Here is a 17,310-nt window from a genome sequence, read left to right on the forward strand (position 1 = left end):
TTTATAAGGCCACCGAATTCGGGATTTCAATGCAAAAGTCGATACGTGATCATGTAATTTACGGGATCAAGTAATTAGTGAGCAGCGGATCGCATTTGAAGTGCGCTAACGATCACCTATGTGCTCACCGAAGCATTGGGGTTCGGCCGACACGGTGATTTTGAACGCCTACGGCAATTCCTTCTCTGAGAAAGTCGCTGACCGGCATGATGGCGCACTGAACCAAGATGGCGGGCATGGGGCCCGGCTGCAAGCTGCATGGACTTCGGAAGACGCTGGGGAAGTACCTGGCCAAGGAGGGCGCGACCTCGAAACAATCGGCAGGCATTCTCGGCCACGACGTCCTGGACCACGTAGAGCTTTACAGCAAGGACGGAGCAGGAGCGGCTCGCCGTGGATGGCATGGCGAAGCTTCTGAAGCGGTTTGTCTAACCCACTGTCTAACCAGGTTGTCTACCCTCGACGCAAAGCCTTGTGCATGAAGGCGACTGGTGGCCCGGAGGGTGTCTAAAAATCCTTGATTTTGTTAGTTTTTTCTTGGGCCAAAATCAGAAATCTTCCCGTATCGTTCCGTATGTTTCCCGTGACGCTATGAAGTCCACTCCAGCTAACCTCGTTTGAGAACGTTCTGAGGCATGCTCTAGAACGGCCGCAGTGGTGCGGGAAGCATTACGAGGTTTTGGACGTACCTGCTGATGCCGTTGCTGCGTTCAAAGTTGCCTTTGCCAAGGGCGTCTATTTTAACAGCCACATCCGCAATGGCGGATCGGGTGATGACATCCTCAATGGCGGTAGCGGTTTCGATACTGTTCTCGGCGGATCAGGGACGGACACGCTGATCTATAAGGCCTATGAAAATCAGTACCGCCTTGGCAGCACATTCACAAGTTCCACCCAGACGGTGACAGGCGGGACGCTGTATTCTGGAACAGACCAGACCACCAATGGCATCGTGCCTACTCAAACGTTGCTGGGCGGGACCACTTTTTCGGGTTATGATTCGTATGACGGCGGAAACGGCGCGGCGCAGCTCGGTAAGACTGGATCCACACCCGACGTCGACACTATGCAGATTTGGCTGAGCGCAGCTCAGTTCAGCGACTCGGCCATTGCGGCAGAGATCGCTTACGTCAAAAACGTTTGGCTTCCCGCACACATCAGCGCGCAAACTGGCCAGGCTGATAGCTCTGTCTACACATTCAAGACGCTCGATCTTAAAATCACCGGTATTGAGCAGATTGTAGTTCTCAACGAGCAAGGAACAACAAATCACGCACCCTCGACGCCGACTGACAGCGACGGTGCCGTCGGCGGCAGTGTTTCGGAAGGCGCTGCCAATGGCACCACGGTCGGGATCACGGCGATTGCAACCGATGCTGACGGCGACACGGTCACCTACAGCCTAACCGACAATGCCGGCGGCCGGTTTGGGATCAATGCCACCACCGGCGTGGTGACGGTGGCCAACGCCTCGCTACTCAACTACGAGACGGCGACCAGCCATACGATTACGGTACAGGCGAACGATGGCCACGGCGGGATAACTACCCAGAGCTTCACCATTGCGGTGACCGACGTGGCACCCTCGACGCCGACGGACGGCAACGCCGGGGCCAACACCGTTGCAGAGGGTGCGACCGCAGGCACGCTGGTCGGGGTGACGGCCTCGTCAAGCGACGTCCATGGCGGCACGGTGACGTACTCGCTGAGCGACGATGCCGGCGGGCGGTTCCAAATCAACTCGACCACCGGCGTGGTGAGCGTGAGCGCCGCGGGCGCCGGCACGATCGATTTCGAGAGCAGTGGCGGCAGTTACACAATCAAGGCGGTTGCCAGTGACGGGACCCTGACCAGCTCGCAGACCTTCACCATCAATGTGACCGACGTTGCGCCGACGCAGCCGACCGACGGCAATGGCGCGGCCAACACGGTTTCGGAAGGCGTCGCCAACGGGGCGACGGTCGGCATCACGGCGACCTCGACCGACGTCAACGGCGGCACGGTCACGTACTCGCTGACCGGCGACACGTCGGGTGGCGGCTTCACGATCGACAGCGGCACCGGCATCGTGACGGTGGCGGACGCCACCAAGATCGACTTCGAGAGCGCCGCTGGACACGCCTATGACGTCACGGTTCAGGCTTCTGACGGGACCCTGACCAGCTCGCAGACCTTCACCATCAATGTGACCGACGTTGCGCCGACGCAGCCGACCGACGGCAATGGCGCGGCCAACACGGTTTCGGAAGGCGTCGCCAACGGGGCGACGGTCGGCATCACGGCGACCTCGACCGACGTCAACGGCGGCACGGTCACGTACTCGCTGACCGGCGACACGTCGGGTGGCGGCTTCACGATCGACAGCGGCACCGGCATCGTGACGGTGGCGGACGCCACCAAGATCGACTTCGAGAGCGCCGCTGGACACGCCTATGACGTCACGGTTCAGGCTTCTGACGGGACCCTGACCAGCTCGCAGACCTTCACCATCAATGTGACCGACGTTGCGCCGACGCAGCCGACCGACGGCAATGGCGCGGCCAACACGGTTTCGGAAGGCGTCGCCAACGGGGCGACGGTCGGCATCACGGCGACCTCGACCGACGTCAACGGCGGCACGGTCACGTACTCGCTGACCGGCGACACGTCGGGTGGCGGCTTCACGATCGACAGCGGCACCGGCATCGTGACGGTGGCGGACGCCACCAAGATCGACTTCGAGAGCGCCGCTGGACACGCCTATGACGTCACGGTTCAGGCTTCTGACGGGACCCTGACCAGCTCGCAGACCTTCACCATCAATGTGACCGACGTTGCGCCGACGCAGCCGACCGACGGCAATGGCGCGGCCAACACGGTTTCGGAAGGCGTCGCCAACGGGGCGACGGTCGGCATCACGGCGACCTCGACCGACGTCAACGGCGGCACGGTCACGTACTCGCTGACCGGCGACACGTCGGGTGGCGGCTTCACGATCGACAGCGGCACCGGCATCGTGACGGTGGCGGACGCCACCAAGATCGACTTCGAGAGCGCCGCTGGACACGCCTATGACGTCACGGTTCAGGCTTCTGACGGGACCCTGACCAGCTCGCAGACCTTCACCATCAATGTGACCGACGTTGCGCCGACGCAGCCGACCGACGGCAATGGCGCGGCCAACACGGTTTCGGAAGGCGTCGCCAACGGGGCGACGGTCGGCATCACGGCGACCTCGACCGACGTCAACGGCGGCACGGTCACGTACTCGCTGACCGGCGACACGTCGGGTGGCGGCTTCACGATCGACAGCGGCACCGGCATCGTGACGGTGGCGGACGCCACCAAGATCGACTTCGAGAGCGCCGCTGGACACGCCTATGACGTCACGGTTCAGGCTTCTGACGGGACCCTGACCAGCTCGCAGACCTTCACCATCAATGTGACCGACGTTGCGCCGACGCAGCCGACCGACGGCAATGGCGCGGCCAACACGGTTTCGGAAGGCGTCGCCAACGGGGCGACGGTCGGCATCACGGCGACCTCGACCGACGTCAACGGCGGCACGGTCACGTACTCGCTGACCGGCGACACGTCGGGTGGCGGCTTCACGATCGACAGCGGCACCGGCATCGTGACGGTGGCGGACGCCACCAAGATCGACTTCGAGAGCGCCGCTGGACACGCCTATGACGTCACGGTTCAGGCTTCTGACGGGACCCTGACCAGCTCGCAGACCTTCACCATCAATGTGACCGACGTTGCGCCGACGCAGCCGACCGACGGCAATGGCGCGGCCAACACGGTTTCGGAAGGCGTCGCCAACGGGGCGACGGTCGGCATCACGGCGACCTCGACCGACGTCAACGGCGGCACGGTCACGTACTCGCTGACCGGCGACACGTCGGGTGGCGGCTTCACGATCGACAGCGGCACCGGCATCGTGACGGTGGCGGACGCCACCAAGATCGACTTCGAGAGCGCCGCTGGACACGCCTATGACGTCACGGTTCAGGCTTCTGACGGGACCCTGACCAGCTCGCAGACCTTCACCATCAATGTGACCGACGTTGACGAGGCGCCGACGGTGACCTCGGGTGCGACGGCGAGCGTGGCGGAGAACGCGCCGGCCAGCACGGTGGTGTATACCGCGACGGCGACCGATCCAGACACCACGGCGCCGAACAATACCAAGACCTGGAGCTTGACCGGCACCGATGCATCGCTGTTGAGCATCAATTCCAGTGGCCAAGTCACACTCAATGCCTCGGCCAACTTCGAGGCCAAGACTTCCTACAGCTTCAATGTCGTGGACACCGACGGCGGCGGGCTGACCGCCAGCAAGGCCGTGGTCCTGAGCATCACCGACGTCAACGAGGCGCCGACGGTGACCTCGGGTGCGACGGCGAGCGTGGCGGAGAACGCGCCGGCCAGCACGGTGGTGTATACCGCGACGGCGACTGATCCAGACACCACGGCGCCGAACAATATCAAGACCTGGAGCTTGACCGGCACCGATGCATCGCTGTTGAGCATCAATTCCAGTGGCCAAGTCACACTCAATGCCTCGGCCAACTTCGAGGCCAAGACTTCCTACAGCTTCAATGTGGTGGACACCGACGGCGGCGGCCTGATCGCCAGCAAGGCCGTGGTGCTGAGCATCACCAACGTCAACGAGGCGCCGACGGCGCCTACCGATACCAACAGCGCGAACAATTTCGTTGCCGCGAACGCCGCGAATGGCACGCTTATCGGGGTCACGGCAAATTCGACCGATCCCGACGCCGGAGACACGGTTACCTATAGCTTTACGAGCAATCCCAACAATCTGTTCGCTATCAACTCGGCGACCGGCGTAGTGACCGTCGCCGACAGCTCGAGTCTCAATGCGGGCTCCTACACGATCGGAGTTCAGGCCACTGACAATCATGCGCTGTCCGGTCCGAGCTCGAACTTCACTGTCGCGGTGGCAGGCCTCGCGGTGACCTTGACTTCAGCGCAAATCAGTAATCTTGAATCCGGAAATCAGCTCAACAAGAACACTGACCTTGGAATTTTCAATGTCATCGGGAACCCTAACGCGAACACCTATACCTTCTCGCTCCCCAGCAACGTAGGCGACAACAACAGCTTCGCTATCAACTCGACTACAGGCCTGCTGTCGACCGGGACATCTAACGTAGGCTCAAACGCGACTTACCATCTCACTGTGACAGTTACGTTTGGGGCCAATACCTTATCGGTGCCAGTCAATGTTATAGCTGGAGGAACCGGTAACGACTCGCTATCGGCCACAACCGGAATTAATTTGTTCTACGGTCTAAATGGAACTGACACCATCGCGGGGGGCTCCGGCTTCGACGGAATTATCGCTGGTGCTGGGACCGACACCCTTATTGGAAATGGCGGAGGCGATTTTCTGGCGGGGGGCGGGCAAAGCGATACGTTCAAGTACAATGCCATCACCGACTCCCAGTCCGGCATTGTCAACAACGTTGCCAATTATGACACGATCGCCGATTTCACTTCGGGGACGGACAAGATCGATTTGACGAGCTTTATCGCTTCGGCTTTCACGGCGTTTAAAATGAGCGACGTGGGGGTCGCAAATGTCGCGGCGCATACTATCGCCTGGCATTTTGACAGCGCCACCAATCAGACGATTGTCTACGCCAACCAGACCGCCGGTGCCCTGGCGCAAGGCAACTCTGGGCTGCTCGAAATCCATCTAGCAGGCACCCCGTCGGTGGCGGTAGGCGATTTCCTGGATACTGGTGGCCTGGCAGTAGCGCCCGCCGGCATCGCCGGAGAGCCGATCAATCTTGCCCTGACCGCACCGTCGGCGAATCTTGTCCCCGTCTTAGTCACAATCGCCGGCGTTCCTTCGGGGTGGACTTTGAATGAAGGCACTAACAACGGCGACGGCACGTGGACGGTTAACACGAACGACGTGCAATCGCTGACCGTCACCACGCCTTCCGAATTCACCGGCGCAGCCGTGCTCGACGTCCAGATGACCTGGACCAACGCAGACGGCACGACCGGCAGCGCGTTGATCGTCGACAATGTCGAGGCCTACGCGGCAGGCTCGCCGATCTTCGCCTGGTCGGGCGACGACGTGCTGACCGGCTCGAGCGGCAACGATCTCTTTGTCTTCTCGCAGCCAATCGGCGACGACACAGTGCACAGTTTCGATGCGGCCGCGGACAAGATCGACCTGATCGGCTATTCCGGCTTTGCGAGCTTCGCCGATGTCCAGGCGCATATGGCCGACGATGCCAATGGCAATGCGGTGATCACGCTTGGCGACGGCCAGTCGATTATGCTTGATAGCGTGCATTCGAGCGCGCTCACGGACGGCAATTTCGTCTTCGACCAGACGCCGGTGGTCAACAATTCAGGCACCATGACGATCGGCGACGGCGCTCTGCTGCCACTGAGCGGCACGATCAACAACAGCGGCCTCATCTCGCTCGACTCGGTCGGCGGCGATACGCTGCTGCAGATCATCCAGCATGGCGTGACCCTGCAGGGTGGCGGGCAGATCCTGCTCTCCGACAGCGCCGCCAACGTCATCTCCGGCACAGGGCCGGACGTCACTCTGGTCAATGTCGACAACACGATCTCGGGCGCCGGCCAGCTGGGCGGCGGGATGCTCAGCCTCGATAACAGGGGCACCATCATCGCCACCGGCTCGAATGCGCTGGTCATCGATACCGGAGGCAGCGTCGTTGTCAATTCGGGAACGCTTGAGGCAACGGGCTCCGGCGGCCTTACTATCACCGGCGGCCTGGCGAATTCCGGCATGATCTGGGCCAATGGCGGCAACATTGCCATCAACGGCCAGGTCACTGGCGACGGCGATGCCACGATCGGCGATCTGTCGAAGCTCGAGTTCGGTGCGGCCTCTTCAACCGACGTCACGTTCGCGGCGGATGCCGCCGGCACATTGCAGCTGGACGATTCCTTCGATTTCAGCGGAAGCATCGCCGGCATCACCAATGACGACAAGGTGAACCTCGAAGACATCCTGTTCGGCACCGGAACGTCCGCTGCCTATCAGGCGGACCTCGACGGCACCGGAGGAACGTTGACCGTCTCGGACGGCACGCACAACGCCACGCTCCACCTGCTCGGCGTCTACGATGCCCACAGCTTCACACTTGCCGACGACGGCACCGGCAGGACGGTGGTGCAAGTGAGCGACTTTGTGATGTGAACCAAAAGGAGAGCCGCGCGGACAGGCGCGGCTCTCCTCATGCTGCCGGTTCCTGATTCAGCTTACGAATTGAGGTTTACGGCAGGAATAGAAAGGGAACCACGTGGCCGGTTGGACGATCAGGAGTAGTATCGGTTCCGGGCGTGGACAGGGGGGCGGTTTTCCGCTGGGTATTTGAGTCTCGACAACAAATCCAAGATCGTGAGGGACGCCCTTCGGGCATGCCGCCGCTATTTCCTGGTTGCGGCGGCATTCAGCCTGGCGATCAATCTGCTCTACCTCGCGTCCCCCCTATACATGCTGCAGATCTACGACCGGGTCGTCACAAGCGGCAGCGAAACCACGTTGGTGATGCTCACCCTGGTGTTGCTGGCGGCCTTCCTTTCGTTGGCCGGCCTCGACCTGGTGCGCGCCTCCATCCTGACGCGCGCCAGCGCGCGGCTCGACCGGTTGCTCTCGGCAAAAGTCCTCGCCGCGTCGGTCGAGACCCCATCGCCGGGCTCCTCACAAAGCCAGCCGATCCGCGATTTCGACACGTTCAGGCAGGTGATCACCGGCAGCGGCATCCATGCCCTGTTCGACCTGCCATGGTCACCCATCTACATCGGCATCATCTTCCTGCTGCATCCGTGGCTCGGCTTCTTCGCACTGGGCTGCTCCCTGCTCCTGATCGCAATGGCCGTGCTCAACGAGTATCTCGTGCGTTCGCCGCTGAAGCAGGCCAACGATCTGGCGACGACCAACTATAACTTTACCGAGATGAGCCTCAGAAACTCGGAAGTCGTTCGCGCCATGGGGATGATCGACGGTCTCATCCGCCGCTGGGGGCGCGACCGTAACCTGGCGCTGCGGCGCCAAGCGGAGGCAAGCGACCGCGCCGCCCTGATGTCCGGCCTGATCCGGTTCCTGCGGCTCACCATGCAGTCGCTGATCCTCGGCCTCGGCGCCTATCTGGTGATCGAGCGGCAGATCACCGGCGGCACCATGTTTGCGGCGAGCCTCTTGCTGGGCCGGGGGCTACAGCCGGTCGAGCAGACCGTCGGCCTTTGGCGCAGCCTGATCCTGGCCCGGGCGGCGTTGGCAAGGGTCGAGAAGCTGGTCGACGGGGGCGCGCTGAACGAAAGATCGTTCAACCTGCCGAAGCCCACCGGCAAGATTTCGGTCGAGCAGGTCAGCTTTGCAATTGCCAGCCAGCAGAAAGTGCTTCTCCGCGACGTATCATTCCGGCTGGACGCAGGCGAGGCGTTGGGAATCGTCGGCCCTTCCGGCGCCGGCAAGTCGACGCTGGCGCGTCATCTCGCGGGCGTCATGCAACCCAGCCGCGGCACCGTCAGGCTGGACGGCGCCGACCTGTCGCAGTGGGGGCACGACGCGCTCGGCGACCACATCGGCTACCTGCCGCAGGATATCGAACTCTTCGCCGATACGGTCGCCGCCAACATCGGCCGCTTCAAGACCAATGTCGACCAGGAGGTGATAGCCGCCGCGCGGCTCGCCGGCGTGCACGAAATGATCATCCGTCTGCCGCAGGGCTACGAGACCCAGATCGGCGAAGGCGGCGCAGTGCTGTCGGGAGGATATCGGCAGCGGATTGCTCTTGCTCGTGCGGTATTCGGAACGCCGAACCTGATCATTCTCGACGAGCCGAGCTCCAATCTCGACGCCGATGGCGACCGCGCGCTGAGCGAGTGCGCGATCGAGCTCAAGCGCCGCGGCAGCACAGTGATCATCGTCTCGCACCGGCCTTCGACCTTGGCCAATGTCGACAAGATCCTTCTGTTGCGCGATGGCGCTGTCGAGGCCTTCGGCATGAGAAACGAGATCGTGGCGCTGCTCAACCAGCGCGCGGCTCCAATGGCGGTGGCAACCCAATGAGCTGTGGCCGGAGAGATCGATGAGCGACGGCGCCCTCACCTACCGGAGCCTGTCCGGCGAAACCGGTATCCTGGCCCCGGATTCGATCCGGGTGCCGGCCTGTGTCGGCCTGCTGATCATCATTGCCTTCTTCGGCATCTTCGGCGGCTGGGCGGCTTTTGCCCCGCTGAACGGCGCCGTGCTCGCCGACGCCATCGTCAAGGTGGAAGGCAATCGAAAGAGCGTACAGCATTTCGACGGCGGCACGGTGAAGGAGATCCGCGTCAAGGATGGCGACATCGTCAAGGCAGGCGATGTGCTGGTGGTGCTCGACGACACGCACGCCCGTTCCGAATTCAACCTCTATTCGCAGCAATATGCGTTGTTGCGCGCTACCGATGCCCGCATTCGTGCGGAGCTCGACGGCCATGAGGCAGTCGCCTTTCCGAAGGACATCACCGCTGAGCACCAGGCCTATCTGCAGGACGCGATGGCCAACCAAATTGCCGACCTTGGGAGCCAGCGCGCCTCGATGGCCGGTGCCAAGCAGATCCTGCAGAAACGGATAGCCGAACTCGACGAGCAGATCGATGGAAAGCAGGCGCGCGTCGAATCTTTTCGTGCGCAGCTCAAGTCGACAATTGACGAAAAGGCAGGCCTCAACAAGTTGCTGAAGGCCGGCCTGACAACGCGCACGCGTGTCCTGGAGCTCGACCGCTCCGCCTCCGACCTGCAGGGCCTGATCGACCAGGCTCTCGGCGATATAGCCGGAAACCGCCAGAGTAAGGCCGAGCTTGAAAGCCAGATTGCGCAGCTCACCAACGAGCGCCGCGCAAAACTCTCAACCATGCTGATCGACGCTCAGTCCAACCTCGCCGACCTGGTACCGAAAATGTTCGCCGCGCAGGCCACGGTCGACCGCGCCGAAGTGCGGGCGCCCTATGACGGCCAGGTGATGAATCTCACCGTTTTCTCGACCGGCGCGATCGTCGCCCCCGGCCAGACCATCCTCGACATCGTGCCGACTAGGAATTCGTTGATCGTTCAGGCGCAGGTGAAGGTCGAGGACATATCCAGCCTGCGCGCCGACATGACGGCCGAGGTCCGCTTCACGTCCTACAAGCAGCGTTCGATACCGGTCATTCATGGACGGGTCACCCGCATTTCGGCGGATCGCGTCACCGACAGCAAGACCGGGCTTCCCTACTATCTTGCCGACGTAGCGGTCGATCCCGCGGAATTGGCCGGGGCCCCACAGATTGCGCTTTATCCGGGCATGCCGGCGTCAGTCATGATCGTCACCGAGGAACGCACCGCACTGGACTACATTTTAGGCCCCCTGGTTGTGTCGTTCCACTCCGCGTTTCGCCAGAAGTAACGAGCTTCGCGCCCAACATATTCGCGTTTTTTCAATTTGCGGACGCGGTCCAAGGTAGGTGGCGAGACCCATCTTATTCGATGGTCTGCGCCATCTCCAAGGCGGCCCAACCCGTCCGGGAGCTTATTTCGATTTCCGGCGATAACGGTTGGGCTAGTTCCATGTTGCACGAACTTTCCGGCTCTCTGTCGCTTAAATCCTTTCTTTCCGGGCATGTCTCGGCCCATTCCTTGCTGTGCCTGCAACATGGCTGCAACACAAATCGATATGTTTGTTCGTGTATGTTCGTCCGATCGGCCTCCTCGTCAAGGCAGGCATCCTTGATCTGACCAACTACGATCGCGCTGCCAACTACGGCGCGATGCTCTGGATGACCGCGAAGGTCCAGAGCCCCGAAGGCGAGCAAGCCCAACGATTATGGACTGAGAAGGGTAGCCAGGCGTTCGATGCTGAAGGGCGTGACGAGCGGATGGGACGGCGAACTTACCCACAGTTGGCGCGAGCAGCGGCCGGCACGAAGCCCGAACAGCAGACTTCTCCGGTGCGCCAGCGCCGACGCCGCAGTCAAACGCCCGCGCAGGAAGCTTTCGTCGCTACCGCGCGCACGTTCGTAGAACCAGCGTGACTGACGTTGCATACCGCCCGCCGGGCGCGCCCAGATCGACCCGAAAGCTCCTGCATCCGTCGGTGGAAGGATGATTGGACGAGAAGTCGGCCATGTCGACCTTGTTCTGATTGTTGGCCGACTGGGAGATGCGCGGCGCGATCTCCTCGATGTCACCATCGTCCAGAATCTCGATAATCTTGAGCGGCACTTGGAGGCGGCTCGCGTCCACATCGTCCTTGCGCCACGCGCGGAAGATCGAACCGGTCGTCTGCCGCGATGACTGCTAAGGCACTGAAGCGCAAAAATCGCGATCGTGGTTACCCGGTGGGCAGGCCATTGGAACCAGCTCGCGAATTCAGCGTTTCGAGCGGATGATCAGAAGTTTCGCTTACGCCCTTATCCTCGTCCAGGTATCCATGGCGACCGCGCTGGCTACACAGGTGTTCCTGTCGACCGCCGAGGAAGCCCGTAGCTCAGAACTCTCGCTGGCGCCGGCGCCAGGCGAAGAGGGATGCGCCAAGGCGATGTGGCCCAATATTCCGGAACGATGTCTGCAACGAGTCGAGCCGAAGGTGGTGACGCTCGTGCTCACCCAAAACAACTAATGGCGCATGGCGCTTTCTGATATGCAGCTGGCTTGCGCCGCTGGCTGCGCTGCCGCGGGACCACCAACGCTCCGTTAAGCCTCGCTCAATCTCTGCAAGCTATCTTGTCGCCAGTTTGTCGAGGGTGACATGAAGCGCAAGTCGGTAATGCTCTTTGCCTTCCCAGCTCTGATCCTGCTGATCTTGGCAGGGGAGCGCATGGCGACTTTCTTGCTGGGAGCATATCCGGCCAGTCCCGCAATGTGGCGGATCTGGCTTGAACTAAGGCCGCTGTCGACGATGTTCTGGCAACAGGTCGATCTTTATCTCGGGTCGTCGATGGTCCTTGATGCCTTGATGCTGGCCGCCGCGTCGATGGTTTGCTGGATGGCGTGCCGCACAAGAAGGTCGGCCGCGTTCTTCTTCCTTGCCAACCACGTCGCCCTGCTTTTCGCCGGGTTGATGATCGCTGTCACCAGCCATTCCGAAACAGCCAGTACGATCGCCTCTTTCACGGTACCCGGCGGCCTTCCGTTCCAACTAACGGTCGATTTCACCTTGAAGAACAGTCTTGTGCTGTTTCTGGGCGTGACGGCATGCGCCTACTGCCATGTCATCTTCCTCAGCGAAACCCGACAGCGGTCCGAAGCGCTGGCCGCTAGGCTCGTTGCTCTGCAGCGAGATCTCTAGGATAGCCCCACCTTTTTCCGGCGTTAGTTGATCTTCCGGTAGTAAACCTTGCCGTCGGCCTGCTCTATGCGCTGGTAGTCGGGGCTTGGGGCAGGCGCTGCAGCTGCAATCCTCCTTTTGGGCGGACGCGGTGTATCGACGACGCTGGGCTCGGTCGCGTCTTCACCATCGAGAACAGCAGGCGCCTCCGCCATGCTGCTGGTCGTGTCGACGGAAGGTTCCGCTGCGCTCGACGTGATTTCGTCATGGACAATAGGCTGGTTCTGTTCCAGCCGGGCTATGCTCCGGTTGATTTCGCCAAAGCTGCTCTGCAGTTGAGTGTCCAGTTTTTCAAATCGGCTCTGAAAACCGTTGTTGACCGTGTCCAGCCGGCCCCCGATTCGTTGTTCAAACGTCCCGAGTTGTTCCAGGCGCCCTTCCAGAAAGCGCATATCGCTGATGCCGCGGTAGAGATAGACTGCGGCTATTATGTTCACCAAGGTGAGCAGGGACGTGCCGATGATGACGGCGCCGACAATGCTTCTGTCGCTCGGTTTCACAACGGCAGCTTGCTCTCCAATGTGGGTTGCTGTCCCAATCTCGATTGCCGGCATGTCCGGTTCGCTGATCATCGTCATTGAACCACCACCTTTGCGCCGATCGCGACGCGCCTGAAGAGATCGATCACATCGGTGTTGGTAAGGCGAAAACACCCCGATGTTCCATCGAAGCCAACACCCTTGGGATCGTTGGTTCCGTGTATCCGATAGAGCGTGTCACGCCCGTTCCGAAGCAGATAGAGCGCCCTGGCGCCAAGCGGATTGTAAGGACCGGCAGGCACCATTTGCGGCAGGTCCGGCTGGCGGGCGCGCATCTCGCGGGGTGGGCGCCATTCCGGCCATTCGGTCTTCGCCCCCACCTCGACCACTCCGGTCCAGCCAAATCCGTCGCGTCCGACGCTGATCTGATAGCGAAGCGCCTGGCCTTGTCGGGTCACCAGGTAAAGCGCTTTCTCGTCCTTGCGGATAACGATTGTTCCGGGCTGTTCTGTCGTCTCGAAGGCAACTGTCTTGCGCAGGCTGGGGCCCATTGCCGGCAGCGGCGGCCGATCCGAAAGTGCCGATCGTGCGCTGGCAAAATCCTGGACCGACATCGCCAGCGCCATGCCCATGGCGCAGACCAACCCAAGGACGATCCGATACCTATTTGGCAGCAGCGTCATCGAGCCGCTCTTTGAACATCCGCTTCAGGTCCTTGTTGAAGCGCGCACGCCCATCCACCTCGGCAGGCAGGATAGCACGGTTCAACGCATCGGTGAGGAGCGCATTGTCCAGCGCGACCGACTTGATGTGCGGCGCCTTGAAGATCTTTTCGAGCTCGCTGCGCGAAAAGTGGTTGCCGAACCATTTGCGCTTGTGCTTGTTGGCGACCAGCGTGATGCTGACAGCATTGCCACGCAACTCACGGATCTTCTTGTAGAGCCGTTTGCCTTGCCGTAGCGAGGCGACGTTGAGTTCGAAGACGATGAAGATCTCATCGCTCGTCGACAGCACGGAATTGTGCCAAGGCGTCTCGATGTTCGGAAGGTCGATAACGATGTCGTCGAACCGGTAGGCCACAAGGTCCAGCAGCCGAAAGACAAAATCACTGCCCTGCGGTTCGAAAGGCAATTGCGGCCTCTCGAAGGAATAGAGCGTCAGCCCAGACGGGCGCGAGAGCTTGATGACATCCATCAGTTCGACGTCGAGCCTCTCCGGCTGGCCGATGATGCCGCCGAGGTCGAACTGGTTGAACTGGTTGAGATAGGCACCGCAATTGGCGCTCTGGAAATCGAGGTCGACCAGACAGGTGGAAGCCGCCCGCTCTTTCGACTTCGATGCCAGGAACTCGGCCGCCGAGAGAGCGAGCGTCGTCGCGCCGGCGCCGCCGCTCGCACTGATGAAGGTGATGATGCGGCTTTTGGTTCCCTGGTTGCCGGTGTCGTGGAAGGTCACCGCGTTCAGCAATTCCTTGCCGTCGAGCGGCTTGTGCAGCCAGTCCGAAGCGTTCATGCGCACCAGCACACGCGTCTGCTCCGACGACAGTTCGTCGGAGACGGCGATCAGCGGCACGGTCGCCCACAGCGCGCGCGCTTCGATGATGCCCGGCCTGCCGAGCAACTCGCCATTGCCGAGGTCGAGGATGACGATACCGGGGCGCGTATCAGCGGGCGGACCCCTAAGGAAGTCGCCGGTCTCGGAAACCCTGACGTCGTAGATCGCCAGCGCATCGAGGCGCGTCGCCACATCGCGCTTGAAATTCGCATCCGACGAGAACAGCGCCACCTGCTTTCGCTTGGTCGGCGTAACCTTGGTGTTGATGGCATTCATGACGCGGTACTCTTCAAGTCTTCGCCCGTAACCGTGCTCAGCATGGAGGGCATGTTGATGTCGGCGAAACCCATCAGTCCCTTCAGAAAGAAGAACTGGAAGGTCCTGTTCTGCAAATTGACGGTGATTGTCGGCACTGGTCCGCCCAGCCGCGTCTGGAAGCCGAGGCCGGTGGCGGAATAGGTGATGACAACGTTGCTGCGCAGCAGGCCCGGAAAGAAATGACACATCCCTGGCCGCTGGTTGGCGGCCAGCACGGGACAGACGTCGTCATTGGTGACAGCCGTGTCACCCCGGAAAACTCGGCTGAAATTGGCAGCGCTGAAGATGCCGCTGTTGGTGCAGGCACCGGTGGTTCCGGTATACGAGCATGCAAACGGACCATACACGCCTGAGACGACCGGAGCACCGGGCGTTGTGGTCGGTGCGGCGGCCGTCAGGTTGGTCGCAACCGGATCGGAAATTGAAGCCAACCGTGCACCGACCTGGACTGCCTTGGTTGCAGCGTTCCATTGATAAAACGCATAGCCGAAATCGACGAAGCCCAGGACAAGCGAGAACAGCAAGGTAGATACGATGGTCATTTCCACCATCGCCGCGCCGTCTTCCGATCTTGTGAAACGCCTAATCATGTTCAAAACCGGAGCAATCGCTCGTCGTGATAGCCGCGAAGCGTAATCGGCCCGATGCCGATAAACGAGAGCATCCCGACATCAGGGTACAGGTAGGTGCCGGATACACGGACGGTGCAGACCTGTGCCGTGGTCGAACGATATTTGGTAATGCCGGATTGTACGGCGTCGTAGCAGGTCGTGCTGGTCACCGTCACATTCGACGCCTGCCAATTGGCGATTCGCGGAACATCCGTCTGTGTTGCCGTCGGCTTGCCGAACACTGCTATGTTGGCCGCGATCGCGGCGCAGTCGATCGCGGCAAGCCCGGCGTCGGTATACATCTGGCTGTTGCAGCGCGCTGCATAGCGAGCCCCGTCCGAAAGCCCGGCCTCCATCAACAACTTGTCATGGATCAGATTGCCGAATTCGAACACGCCGGCCGACAAGATCAGCATCAGCGGCGTGATCAGCGTCATCTCGACGAGCACCGCGCCGCGGTGGTCGCGCCGAAATCGGTCGAGATGGCGGAGCAGCGTTTTCAGCATGGCCATCACCGGTAAAGCTGCGCTTCATCGCGGAGGAAGTTATCGAGCGTTCCCCGTCCGCCTTTGCCTGTGATATCGATCAGTTCGACGTAGATATCCTTGCTATCTTTGATAGGCTCGGTGATAAAGAAGCTCCCAAAGGCGCGCACGGGGATATTGTTGGCGCGACCGTTGAATCCGCTTATCGCGTTGCAGTCTATGATGGCCCCGAAGAGGATGCGCCGGTCCACCGTCGTGACGGGTGTCTGGCCGCAGGACGGATTACCGGTTTCTCCGCTTATCGCTGCATCCCCAGCGATGCTGTCATTGGTCGCGGGGTTCCCGTCGGGGTTAAGCTCGTAGCGATACATTTCGTAGCGGGTGGCACCTACCAGCGATGAAGGCAAAGCGCCGCGTGTCGGATGATTGACAGTCCAATAGCGGCTGGCATTCCAATCGCCGACGCCCATACGACCGCCCATCAGGCTGCATGTGCCGGTGATCTGGCAGGAGTCCCGTTCAAGCCCCACACCCTTTGTTGGATCGGTCTCAAAGTCAGTTTGGCCGTTGTTGCAGTTGATGTTTTTGAGCCCCATGCGGACATTGGCCGCTGGACCGGTGGACGTTCCAATGTAACTTTTGCTGATACCGAAGCGGGCATTCAGCCCGTCTTGCACGGGGCCGGTGCTCTGTCCCGGTTCGGTGTCAACGCCATCTTGAGCATAGCAGCCCACCGGCTTCACGCGGGCGAGCGACGCTTCCAAGGCGTTCGCGCCGTTGCCCTCCGGCGAAGCAAGAAAGGCGAAGTTACCAGGTTGGTAGTAGCCATTATCTCGCAGAAGGATCTGGCGACGGCGATACTGCTGTGAGTTTGCCGCCTGTTCAAGCGTTACGCCGCCTGTGAGGCTCGTATCCTCGTACGGATTACACATAAAGACCGGGGTATAGTCGCAGACGCTTGACTTGAAGCCGGCCACTGCCACCGCGCCAACATTGAAGGAATTGCTCGCGGAGTTGCCTGTCAAGAACGATGCCGGGAAGATCGCGGCAAAGCCGACTGGGGTCACCGTCACCTCGACAAAGCGGGCATTTTTCGCATCGGTCACCTCGTCGGTGATTACATTCGCAGCGACGATCGGCAGATTGTCGGTGGCCGGCAGGGATCGGAGATATCGTCGCGTCACGCCGGCAGCTGCTAGATCCTGGGGACCTGGCGTGGTCGTGAAATTGTACTGGTTGCGAACCAGTGTCGCCAGTGCGTAATCACCTCGCGTGATTGCGTCGGACGTGCCGTCGAGTTCTGCAGCTGTTGCGAGAGCGAATGCGTCCGCCCCCTTCTGCAAATCATTGTGCAGATTGTTGACCCGGCTCATATCGATCGCCAGCAGGGAAAAGCCGATAATGGCCGGCAGCATGACGCTGACGAGTATCAGCGCTATTCCCCTTTGATCGTGCCAGAACGCGCGAATGGTTCGCAGCATGGCTTTACTCTTTGCTCCCCTGACGCCAGGTT

The 17,310-nt window shown here is 61.0% G+C and carries 12 protein-coding genes and 1 pseudogene; 6 read left to right on the forward strand and 7 right to left on the reverse strand.

Going from position 1 to position 17,310, the window contains the following annotated elements:
• Positions 1 to 679: 679 nt before the first annotated feature.
• The 4 genes from NKK52_RS16115 (at position 680) to NKK52_RS16130 (ending at position 11,055) form a co-directional block, all read left to right on the forward strand.
• Positions 680 to 7,198, forward strand: a complete 6,519-nt coding sequence (locus tag NKK52_RS16115) for a cadherin domain-containing protein (protein ID WP_352629344.1) — start codon at positions 680 to 682, stop codon at positions 7,196 to 7,198.
• A 201-nt stretch (positions 7,199 to 7,399) separates the two neighbouring features.
• The gene (locus NKK52_RS16120; RefSeq protein WP_245259977.1) at positions 7,400 to 9,073 is read left to right on the forward strand and encodes a type I secretion system permease/ATPase; all 1,674 of its coding nucleotides are present in this window, start codon (positions 7,400 to 7,402) and stop codon (positions 9,071 to 9,073) included.
• 19 nt (positions 9,074 to 9,092) lie between these two features.
• Positions 9,093 to 10,430: an HlyD family type I secretion periplasmic adaptor subunit gene (locus NKK52_RS16125; RefSeq protein ID WP_023681016.1), complete on the forward strand. Its 1,338-nt coding sequence runs from the start codon at positions 9,093 to 9,095 to the stop codon at positions 10,428 to 10,430.
• Positions 10,431 to 10,707: 277 nt separating this feature from the next.
• Positions 10,708 to 11,055: a conjugal transfer protein TraD gene (locus NKK52_RS16130; protein ID WP_348524581.1), complete on the forward strand. Its 348-nt coding sequence runs from the start codon at positions 10,708 to 10,710 to the stop codon at positions 11,053 to 11,055.
• Here the strand turns inward: NKK52_RS16130 and NKK52_RS16135 are convergent.
• A pseudogene (locus NKK52_RS16135) lies at positions 11,024 to 11,296 on the reverse strand (AIPR family protein); the annotation flags it as partial. The gene NKK52_RS16130 and the pseudogene NKK52_RS16135 overlap by 32 nt on opposite strands.
• Positions 11,297 to 11,408: 112 nt before the next feature.
• On the opposite strand from NKK52_RS16135, the gene NKK52_RS16140 reads away from it, so the two are divergent.
• Complete coding sequence (locus NKK52_RS16140) at positions 11,409 to 11,642, forward strand: hypothetical protein (RefSeq protein ID WP_023681013.1); 234 nt, start codon at positions 11,409 to 11,411, stop codon at positions 11,640 to 11,642.
• 129 nt (positions 11,643 to 11,771) lie between these two features.
• A complete protein-coding gene (locus NKK52_RS16145) occupies positions 11,772 to 12,311 on the forward strand; it encodes a hypothetical protein (protein ID WP_023681012.1) in 540 nt (179 codons plus the stop codon).
• 23 nt (positions 12,312 to 12,334) lie between these two features.
• Here the strand turns inward: NKK52_RS16145 and NKK52_RS16150 are convergent, their stop codons facing one another.
• From NKK52_RS16150 to NKK52_RS16175, 6 genes are read right to left on the reverse strand one after another with little or no spacing between them, the layout of a single operon-like run.
• Entirely contained in the window at positions 12,335 to 12,928 is a 594-nt protein-coding gene (locus NKK52_RS16150) for a hypothetical protein (protein WP_023681011.1), read from the reverse strand.
• Positions 12,925 to 13,512, reverse strand: coding sequence for a L,D-transpeptidase (locus tag NKK52_RS16155; protein ID WP_023681010.1), 588 nt, complete (start codon positions 13,510 to 13,512; stop codon positions 12,925 to 12,927). Before NKK52_RS16155 ends, NKK52_RS16150 begins: the two co-directional genes overlap by 4 nt.
• The gene (locus tag NKK52_RS16160; protein WP_023681009.1) at positions 13,493 to 14,659 is read right to left on the reverse strand and encodes a CpaE/TadZ family protein; all 1,167 of its coding nucleotides are present in this window, start codon (positions 14,657 to 14,659) and stop codon (positions 13,493 to 13,495) included. The genes NKK52_RS16155 and NKK52_RS16160 overlap by 20 nt, the downstream gene beginning before the upstream one ends.
• The gene (locus NKK52_RS16165; protein WP_245263020.1) at positions 14,656 to 15,252 is read right to left on the reverse strand and encodes a TadE family protein; all 597 of its coding nucleotides are present in this window, start codon (positions 15,250 to 15,252) and stop codon (positions 14,656 to 14,658) included. The genes NKK52_RS16160 and NKK52_RS16165 overlap by 4 nt, the downstream gene beginning before the upstream one ends.
• A 41-nt stretch (positions 15,253 to 15,293) precedes the next feature.
• Positions 15,294 to 15,818 carry a TadE/TadG family type IV pilus assembly protein gene (locus NKK52_RS16170; protein ID WP_245260226.1) on the reverse strand — a complete coding sequence of 175 codons (525 nt, stop codon included), beginning with the start codon at positions 15,816 to 15,818 and terminating at the stop codon, positions 15,294 to 15,296.
• A gap of 5 nt (positions 15,819 to 15,823) precedes the next feature.
• Positions 15,824 to 17,278, reverse strand: a complete 1,455-nt coding sequence (locus NKK52_RS16175; protein ID WP_023681006.1) for a pilus assembly protein TadG-related protein — start codon at positions 17,276 to 17,278, stop codon at positions 15,824 to 15,826.
• Positions 17,279 to 17,310 lie beyond the last annotated feature (32 nt).

Source organism: Mesorhizobium sp. C277A, assembly GCF_040324395.1.
Classification (GTDB): domain Bacteria; phylum Pseudomonadota; class Alphaproteobacteria; order Rhizobiales; family Rhizobiaceae; genus Mesorhizobium.